Origin of the sequence: Synechococcus sp. MU1655, assembly GCF_023630655.1 — a bacterium.
GTDB lineage: Bacteria > Cyanobacteriota > Cyanobacteriia > PCC-6307 > Cyanobiaceae > Synechococcus_C.
In genome coordinates this window covers 1-7636 of record NZ_JAKUHK010000075.1, presented here as the reverse complement: position 1 = coordinate 7636, position 7636 = coordinate 1, and the positions used below count along the sequence as shown (strand labels likewise).

Below are 7636 nucleotides of genomic sequence, written 5' to 3'. Positions count from 1 at the left end.
AGTCATAACCGTTTGGTGATGGCTCCAACGACTTGGTTTCAATTCTGAGAGGGGTCATGGCTTCAACGCAAATACCATCACTGCACAAACAATCGGTGCGGAGCTGATCGCCCGTCTGCAAGAAAGCAAGGGTCATGCCTTCTGTTTCTTCACAAGGGCAATACACCCTGGCAATTCCCTCAAGCACATTTAATTTCATGCACTCACTGCGTCCGTGCGTATCAACAAGAACGGTTTGGCCGGTTGGGATTTGGATTGACGAGGTGGGGTCGTCAGGCAAAAAGCGGAAGCTCACGTTGGGGGTTAACGCTAATGAGAATTGATATCAACATAAACGAAACAGGGGCTTTCTGCAATCGATTCTCAATAGCTGTTGCTTGTTGATGGCGATTGTGTGCGATCTCGACCATTCCTGACCAAAAACCGCTGACTTTGCGTCTGATCGCTGACGAATGCATCACTACCTACAAGGGAATCGCGCCGCACCAGAACAAATGCAACCGCCACAAGCACTGCAAGCACAAGCAAAGAAGCTCTTAAAATGAGGTTGGTGATGTTCAATTCTCAGATTCATGTCGGCGCCACTCACTAGAAAACAGAACGGACACGAGTCAACGGGTATCAAATGATGCGCGCACTTGTGCCTTATGAAAAAAAGATATGTGACGAACAGGGGCATCGAAATGTGTTTTTTTAAGTGGCATTTTCAATAAAGAGCAATTAAGTTTCCGTCGACGCATTTTGCGTCATCTTGTGTGAGGATCATTTTGAAACTTTTCCATCAACTGCTGGTGGCCCCAGCTGCCCTGGGCCTTTTGGCACCTATGGCTGCGACCGCCACTGAGCTCAACATCAATGGTGTGTCTGACTACGCCGCCACTGGCGAGCAAGTCACCAGCATCACTCAGTTTTCCGACGTTTACCCAACCGACTGGGCTTATCAGGCTCTGAGCAACCTGATCGAGCGCTACGGCTGTGTGGCCGGTTACCCCAACGGCACCTACCGCGGCAACAGGGCGATGACCCGCTTTGAAGCGGCTGCTCTGTTGAACGCCTGTCTCGACCGCGTCACCGAAGTGACCGACGAGCTGAAGCGCCTGATGAAAGAGTTCGAAAAGGAACTCGCCATCCTCAAGGGCCGTGTTGACGGACTTGAAGCCCGCGTTGGCGAACTGGAAGCCACTCAGTTCTCCACCACCACCAAACTGACTGGTAAAGCCGAATTCACCATTGGTGCCACTTCTTACGGCGGTGATAAAACCGACGATCTGCAGGATCCAGCAACTGGTGAATACCTAGGTGATACAGGCACGGTCTTCTCCTACCGCACCACCCTTAACCTGAACACCAGCTTCACGGGCAAAGATTTGCTCTATACCCGTTTAAGAACAGGTAATTTCGGTGAAAACACTTTCTCTGGAAAGGGTTACACCGGTAAGCAAACTCAGATCGAAGCTTCCAAGAGCAGCGCAAACAGCCTGAAGGTTGACAAGCTTTGGTATCAATTCCCCCTCGGAAATGACTTCCAAGTGTTTGCTGGTCCTCTAATCGAGAACTACTACATGTTGGCCGCCACCCCTGGCGTTTATAAGCATGTGCTGAAGCAGTTCAAGCTCGGTGGTTACTACGGTGCCTATGGCGCTAGCACATCACCAGGTGCAGGTATCAACTGGATCAGCAACAGAAATGCTGACTACAGCGATCCAAAATTCAAAGTTAGCGTCAACTATGTCGCTAAGAATGGTGCCAAGAGTGATCCCAATGATGGTGGTATCGCCGGTGATCGCTCCAAAGGTAAGTTCCTTAGCCAAATTGCTTACGGAACACCCTCCTGGCAAATCTCTGCAGCCTATGCCTATTCACAGGCAGGCATGACCGTTGGTGGCGCAGGTACTCCTGCCGGCTTGAATAAAGGTGGGTATTCAGACGCGAATCAGTTCAACCTCAATGCCTACTACCAGCCATTAGACAACGGCTGGATCCCTAGCATCAGTGTTGGTTGGAGCATCACTTCCTTCAATAACGATGAAGGATTTAATGCTGGCGATGTCACTGAATCACAAGGCTGGCTTGTGGGTCTGAATTGGCAAGATGCTTTCATGCGCGGCAATCGCTTAGGTTTCGCAATTGGACAACCTCAATTCGCGACTGCTCTCAAGAGCCAGGGTAAAAACGGTAACGGTTATGCAGACGATGGCAACTACGCCATGGAACTGTATTACGACTTCCAGGTGACCGACAACATCACTGTGACTCCTGCGCTGTTCTACTTGAGCCGTCCTTTCGGCCAAGAAACTGGGGATAGTGCAAAAAGAGGCGGTACTGGCGCCGACCAGTTCAATACCCTTGGTGGTCTTGTGTTGACTACATTTAAGTTCTAAAACTTAAATTTCATCTCATCAAAGAGGAGGGTTTCGACCCTCCTTTTTTTTTTGCAATCAAGTGCCATTAAAAAAGGAGGGTCTGTCTCACAAGTCCCTCCTTAAAAGCTTAGAACAAGCTTCGGCTTACCAGCAATTCTCGCCCTCACCAATTGGAATACAAATATCCTGCTCTTTTGCCTTTTCAGCTGCTGCCTTGGCATCAGCATCTTTCTTAGCTTCTGCATCAAGATCTTGATCTGTCGACCATTCCTGCAAACCTCCACCAATCATGTCTTGATCGGCTTGAGCAGGTTCGACGATTGCGAGCTGACCTGATAGTGCTGCTGCACTAGCAAGAAATATTGAAAGGGCAGTCGTCTTTTTCATGAAATTTGGGCACACACCTTAGTTTAATGAACAACAGGAAAGGGAGCGGATCTTTTTATACATCCCTAGCTGCCTAAACGTCGCAACAGGTTGGTATAGGCCAGGAAAATCAAATCAAGTTCGTCACTACGACCGTGCTTTGCCAAAACCGCTCGTGCACCACTTTCCAGTTGAAACAAACAGATGCGATCATTTTCGTTTTGAACATAACTCTCAATCCAACCCACACAAACTGTGCGAACACCCCTGGTGACAGTGCAAACGCGATGCAGGGATGTGCTTGGATAAACAACAATTTCACCCTGCTTGAGCTTGATAGGGTATGACTCAGAAATACTATCAATCTCCAATTCACCACCTTCATACATTGTGTCATCTGTCAAAGAGAGGGTAAAAGACAAATCACTTCTTCCACTGCTCATATAGGCATTATCAACATGAGTATCATATCCACCTTCCTTTTCTGTTTTAGAAATTAAGAATCGATGGAGCTTGCGAGGAAGGCAAAACCCCTTCACTGCAGGATGATTCCACATTGCACGTTCTACGAGCTCATGAATTTCTTTTCGCAATGCAGAGTCATAGTTAATTTGAAGATTTCTTTTACCCCCCTTAGCGTGAGCACCAGCGGTTAGCGAACCATCCAACCATTCCGCTTCGCTGGCAAGTCGTTCAAGCAAGCGCTCACAGGTTGTTTGATCCAGTATTTGCAATCGCAAGTGATTCATTGTTCAGTCCTTGTATCTCTGGCAAGATCGGCGAAGCGTAGCGCTGTGACAAATGATTCGTTTGCGTCCCAACAGGCTTCTATAATAAAAGAAAATGCTTTATTAAGATGAAACCTTTTTTGTTCCTCACATCTCTTTTGCCACTGGCTCTTTTTGCACCAGCGTTTGCGGCAGAAGAAGTCAGGGTTTACTCAGGTCGCCATTACAATACAGACCGGCAGGTTTACAAAAAGTTTTCAGATCAAACCGGAATCAAAGTTCGCTTAGTAGAAGCATCGGGAATTTCTTTGGTTCAACGATTAAAAAGTGAAGGCAAGAATACGAAAGCAGACGTGATCATTTTAGTGGATGCTGCACGCATCAACAATGCAGCCAATGCTGGACTCTTTGCCCCAATTCAATCTTCTTCACTAAGCAAATCTGTACCCTCTCGCTATCGAGACCCCAACAAAAGATGGTTTGGCCTAACACGACGAGTACGAGCAATTATCGTTAATCCAGCCATTGTTTCTCCATCGTCAGTGACATCATATTCACAACTAGCAAGTCCAGCATTAAAAGGAAAAGTATGCCTAAGGAAGAGAAAAAATGTCTACAATCAATCACTTGTTGCTGATCAACTGGCACTAAAAGGCACAGCCAAGGTTAAATCCTGGCTGAAAGGTCTTACCAGCAATGTCAGTCAACCCTATTTTGGTGGAGATATCGGGCTGATTCGGGCTGTTGCCCAAGGCCAGTGTGGCGTTGGAGTTGTGAATCACTATTACTTAGCGCGTATGAGAGCGGGTGTTAACGGAAAAAAAGATCAGCAATTAGCCAATGATGTGAAAATAGTGATGCCCAAACCTGCTCACGTCAATATCAGCGCTGCAGCAGTGTCGCGTTATTCCAAGAACAAAAAAAATGCAGTCAAATTAATTGAATTTTTAGCATCTCCTCAGGGAAGTGCCGGTATTGCAGGGCCCACCTATGAATTTCCCCTACAAGGCGTTGGTGGTTCAACCTATCTCAAAGGAATGACAAAATTCACTCCTGATCAAGTCACTATTTCGCAACTAAGCCGTTACAACAAAGAAGCCATCCGTCTTATGACCGAGGCTGGATGGAAATAAGCTTATCCAATACATAACCAAATAGTGCAGGATCTGGTTCGTCATGGTCCAGATCTGCCAAGCCAAGCTCCTCGAGCCGATCTGATACTTTTTGCTCTAAATCATCTGGTCGGCTCAAAGGTTCACCCCATTTGTGATTCTTTTCTGGGCCAACTTTGGTTGTTGCATCGATAGCCATTCTTCCACCAAGCCCCAATTGCTCACTGGCAAAGTCAAGGGTGTCAAATGGTGTATTTTCCAAGATGAAGAGGTCCCTCTGTGGATCAACCTGTGCAGCAATTGCCCAGACAACCTGACGTGGATCCCGCACGTTGATATGTTTATCAACGACGACGACAAACTTGGTATAAGTGAATTGAGGCAGTGCACTCCAGAATGCCATTGCAGCTCTTTTTGCCTGACCTGGATAGGCTTTATCAATTGAAATAACCGCTAATTTATAACTTAGTGCCTCCATTGGCAAAAAGAAATCTCTGATTTCTGGAATTTGTTGACGCAGAATTGGTGTATAGATTCTGTTGAGAGCAATCGCAAGCATCGCCTCCTCTTTTGGAGGACGGCCACTGAACGTGGTGAGAAAGATTGGTGACCGCCGCTGTGTCATGCAGTGGAAGCGCACCAAGGGAGAATCCTCCACACCACCGTAAAAGCCCATATGGTCGCCAAAAGGACCGTCTGGGCTCACCTCTCCAGGGGTAATGGTTCCTTCTAACACCACCTCACTGCAACTTGGCACCTGCAGATCAATCGTTTTGCAGGGGGTGAGACGTACGCCCTCCCCTGCATAAATTCCTGCGAAAAGCCATTCACTGAGCTGAACAGGAATCGGAGTTGCTGCCGCCATCACGAGTAAAGGGTGCACACCAATAGCGATGGCAACCTCCAGCTTTTTGCCCATCGCCGCTGCCTTACGCAGATGACGAGCCCCACCACGAACGCTCAACCAGTGCACGGTCATGGTGTTGACCGATTGGCGCTGCAACCGATACACCCCCACGTTTGGGACGCCGGTTTCTGGGTCCTTCGTGATCACAAGTCCCAACGTGATCACACCACCAGCATCACCCGGCCAAGGTCTGATCAAAGGGATTTGATCAAGATTGACCTCATCACCCAGAAACACCTGCTGCCGGCAAGGAGGAACAAGATCTCGGTCGGGTCGTGCCTTCACGAGATCCCAAAACACCCTCGCGAATTGCTTGGTCTCCTTGAGGTCTTTCGGAGGCCTCGGCTGCTGAAGAATCGCGAGCCTGGATCCAAGCTCCTCAAGCTGTTCAGCGCGCTCCAGACCCATGCTCCAGACCACGCGCTCCACAGTGCCGAGCGTGTTGACAGCAACAGGCATGCTGGAGCCAATCACGTTCTCAAACAGCAAAGCCGGTCCACCAGCGGCAAGAACCCGATCAGCAATGGCGGCGAGTTCTAGGTCCGGATCGACCGGAGCCGTAATGCGCCGCAGCTGTCCGCGCTCTTCTAGAAGCTGGAGAAAGCCCCGCAAATCTCTTGTTCCAGGGCCGGGTCCAATCAAAGCCATGGAGATGAAAGGGTGATCAGGAAGCAATCTCGTTACTGTGACGCACGCTGATCGAGATCGTGACCATGAAGGTGTCCTATTTCCACGTTGCTGGTGATGTGCCAGACACCATCAAGGGGCCTGATGGTCCTGACGCCGCAGTTGTGATCGATGTCCTGCGTGCCACCACAACCATTGCCTGGGCTTTGCATAACGGAGCAGAAGCGGTCCAAACCTTCGCTGATCTCGATGAACTTCAGGCCCAGGCCAACGCTTGGCCAGAAACAAAGCGACTGCTGGTGGGCGAGCGAGGGGGTTCCAAGCTCGATGGGTTTGATCTCGGCAATTCCCCCGTTTCCGTTGTTCCTGAGACCGTGAAGGGCAAACGCCTCTTTATGAGCACAACCAATGGAACCCGCTCCTTGCATCGGGTACGCGAGGTGGCCTGTGTCCTCACGGTGGCCTTGCCGAACCGTGAAGCGGTTGCACAACGACTCATCCGCGATCAGCCCAAGCAGGTGTGGATGGTGGGAAGCGGCTGGGAGGGCACCTATTCCTTGGAGGATTCATTAGCCGCCGGCGCTCTCGCCGACTCCCTTCTGGCCGCAGGGGCCAGCGTTGCAAACGATGAAATGCAAGCGGCGTTGGCGTTGTGGTCCCAATGGAAAGACCATCCAGAAGCCTGTTTACGCATCGCCTCGCATGGACAGCGTTTGATTCGCTTGGGTGATCACAACGCCGATTTCCAACGCTGTGCTGGTCTTGATCAGCTCTCAGTTGTGCCTACACAGGCCGAACCAGGCGTGCTTCGTGCGGTTTCTGGGTAGCCGTACGGCTGTAAGCCAATACCATTTGCGCATCGGAATCAACGCACGTGAGTGACTTTTTGGCTGCGGCCCTGCAACTCACCAGCACAACGGACCCTGAAAGCAATTTTGCGGCCGCTGAGGAGCAAATCGATTTAGCAGCTCGTCGTGGTGCCGAGCTGATCGCTTTGCCCGAAAACTTTGCCTTTATGGGTGACGACTCTCAGCGTCTGGAGCTGGCACCAGCGTTATCGGAGAAGGCGTCCAAGTTTTTGGTCACCATGGCTCGCCGCTACCAGGTGGTCATCCTCGGTGGGGGATTTCCTGTTCCGGTGGGTGATGGCCAACGGCATTTTCAGAGGTCACAGCTGGTCGGTCGTGATGGGCAGGTGTTGGCGAGTTACGACAAGATCCATCTCTTTGACGTTGACCTCCCAGACGGGAGCTCGTACCGGGAATCAGCGAGCTTTAGCCCCGGAATGTTGCCCCCTCCCGTAGTGGATGTGCCTGGTCTGTGTCGGGTGGGGCTATCCATTTGCTACGACGTGCGCTTCCCTGAGCTGTATCGCCATCTCGTTGGAGCCGGAGCCGAGTTGTTAATGATTCCCGCTGCCTTCACAGCCTTTACAGGTAAGGATCATTGGCAGGTCTTGCTCCAGTCTCGGGCGATCGAAAACACGGCATACGTGCTTGCACCCGCCCAAACGGGCGTGCATTACATGCGCAG

General features: G+C 50.3%; 7 protein-coding genes and 1 pseudogene. 4 read left to right on the top strand and 4 right to left on the bottom strand.

What is annotated here, in order from left to right; genetic code table 11:
• Positions 1–295, bottom strand: a pseudogene (locus NCN04_RS05245) (Crp/Fnr family transcriptional regulator); the annotation flags it as partial.
• A 472-nt stretch (positions 296–767) separates the two neighbouring features.
• Between NCN04_RS05245 and NCN04_RS05240 the strand changes: the two are divergent.
• Positions 768–2381, top strand: coding sequence for an iron uptake porin (locus NCN04_RS05240; RefSeq protein WP_250395391.1), 1614 nt, complete (start codon positions 768–770; stop codon positions 2379–2381).
• 126 nt (positions 2382–2507) lie between these two features.
• On the opposite strand, the gene NCN04_RS05235 is transcribed toward NCN04_RS05240, so the two are convergent.
• Together NCN04_RS05235 and NCN04_RS05230 are read right to left on the bottom strand one after the other, a co-directional pair.
• On the bottom strand, positions 2508–2750 hold the full coding sequence (locus tag NCN04_RS05235) for a hypothetical protein (protein WP_041426562.1): 243 nt from the start codon (positions 2748–2750) through the stop codon (positions 2508–2510).
• 65 nt (positions 2751–2815) lie between these two features.
• On the bottom strand, positions 2816–3478 hold the full coding sequence (locus NCN04_RS05230; RefSeq protein WP_250395390.1) for a Fe2+-dependent dioxygenase: 663 nt from the start codon (positions 3476–3478) through the stop codon (positions 2816–2818).
• Between the two features lie 107 nt (positions 3479–3585).
• Here NCN04_RS05230 and NCN04_RS05225 point away from each other — a divergent pair, with 107 nt between their 5' ends.
• Entirely contained in the window at positions 3586–4590 is a 1005-nt protein-coding gene (locus tag NCN04_RS05225; RefSeq protein ID WP_053068535.1) for an extracellular solute-binding protein, read from the top strand.
• Here the strand turns inward: NCN04_RS05225 and NCN04_RS05220 are convergent.
• A complete protein-coding gene (locus NCN04_RS05220; RefSeq protein WP_250395389.1) occupies positions 4565–6124 on the bottom strand; it encodes a UbiD family decarboxylase in 1560 nt (519 codons plus the stop codon). The genes NCN04_RS05225 and NCN04_RS05220 overlap by 26 nt on opposite strands.
• A 65-nt stretch (positions 6125–6189) precedes the next feature.
• On the opposite strand from NCN04_RS05220, the gene NCN04_RS05215 reads away from it, so the two are divergent.
• Both NCN04_RS05215 and NCN04_RS05210 read left to right on the top strand, forming a co-directional pair.
• Positions 6190–6930, top strand: coding sequence for a 2-phosphosulfolactate phosphatase family protein (locus NCN04_RS05215; protein WP_250395388.1), 741 nt, complete (start codon positions 6190–6192; stop codon positions 6928–6930).
• A 47-nt stretch (positions 6931–6977) separates the two neighbouring features.
• On the top strand, positions 6978–7636 hold a 659-nt coding region (locus NCN04_RS05210; protein WP_250395387.1), incomplete at its 3' end, for a nitrilase-related carbon-nitrogen hydrolase.

Excerpts from the sequence above, each read along its gene's own strand:
- NCN04_RS05215 (WP_250395388.1), top strand. The coding sequence starts at position 6,190 with ATGAAGGTGTCCTATTTCCACGTTGCTGGTGATGTGCCAGACACCATC.
- NCN04_RS05230 (WP_250395390.1), bottom strand. The coding sequence starts at position 3,478 with ATGAATCACTTGCGATTGCAAATACTGGATCAAACAACCTGTGAGCGC.
- NCN04_RS05220 (WP_250395389.1), bottom strand. The coding sequence starts at position 6,124 with ATGGCTTTGATTGGACCCGGCCCTGGAACAAGAGATTTGCGGGGCTTT.
- NCN04_RS05225 (WP_053068535.1), top strand. The coding sequence starts at position 3,586 with ATGAAACCTTTTTTGTTCCTCACATCTCTTTTGCCACTGGCTCTTTTT.
- NCN04_RS05235 (WP_041426562.1), bottom strand. The coding sequence starts at position 2,750 with ATGAAAAAGACGACTGCCCTTTCAATATTTCTTGCTAGTGCAGCAGCA.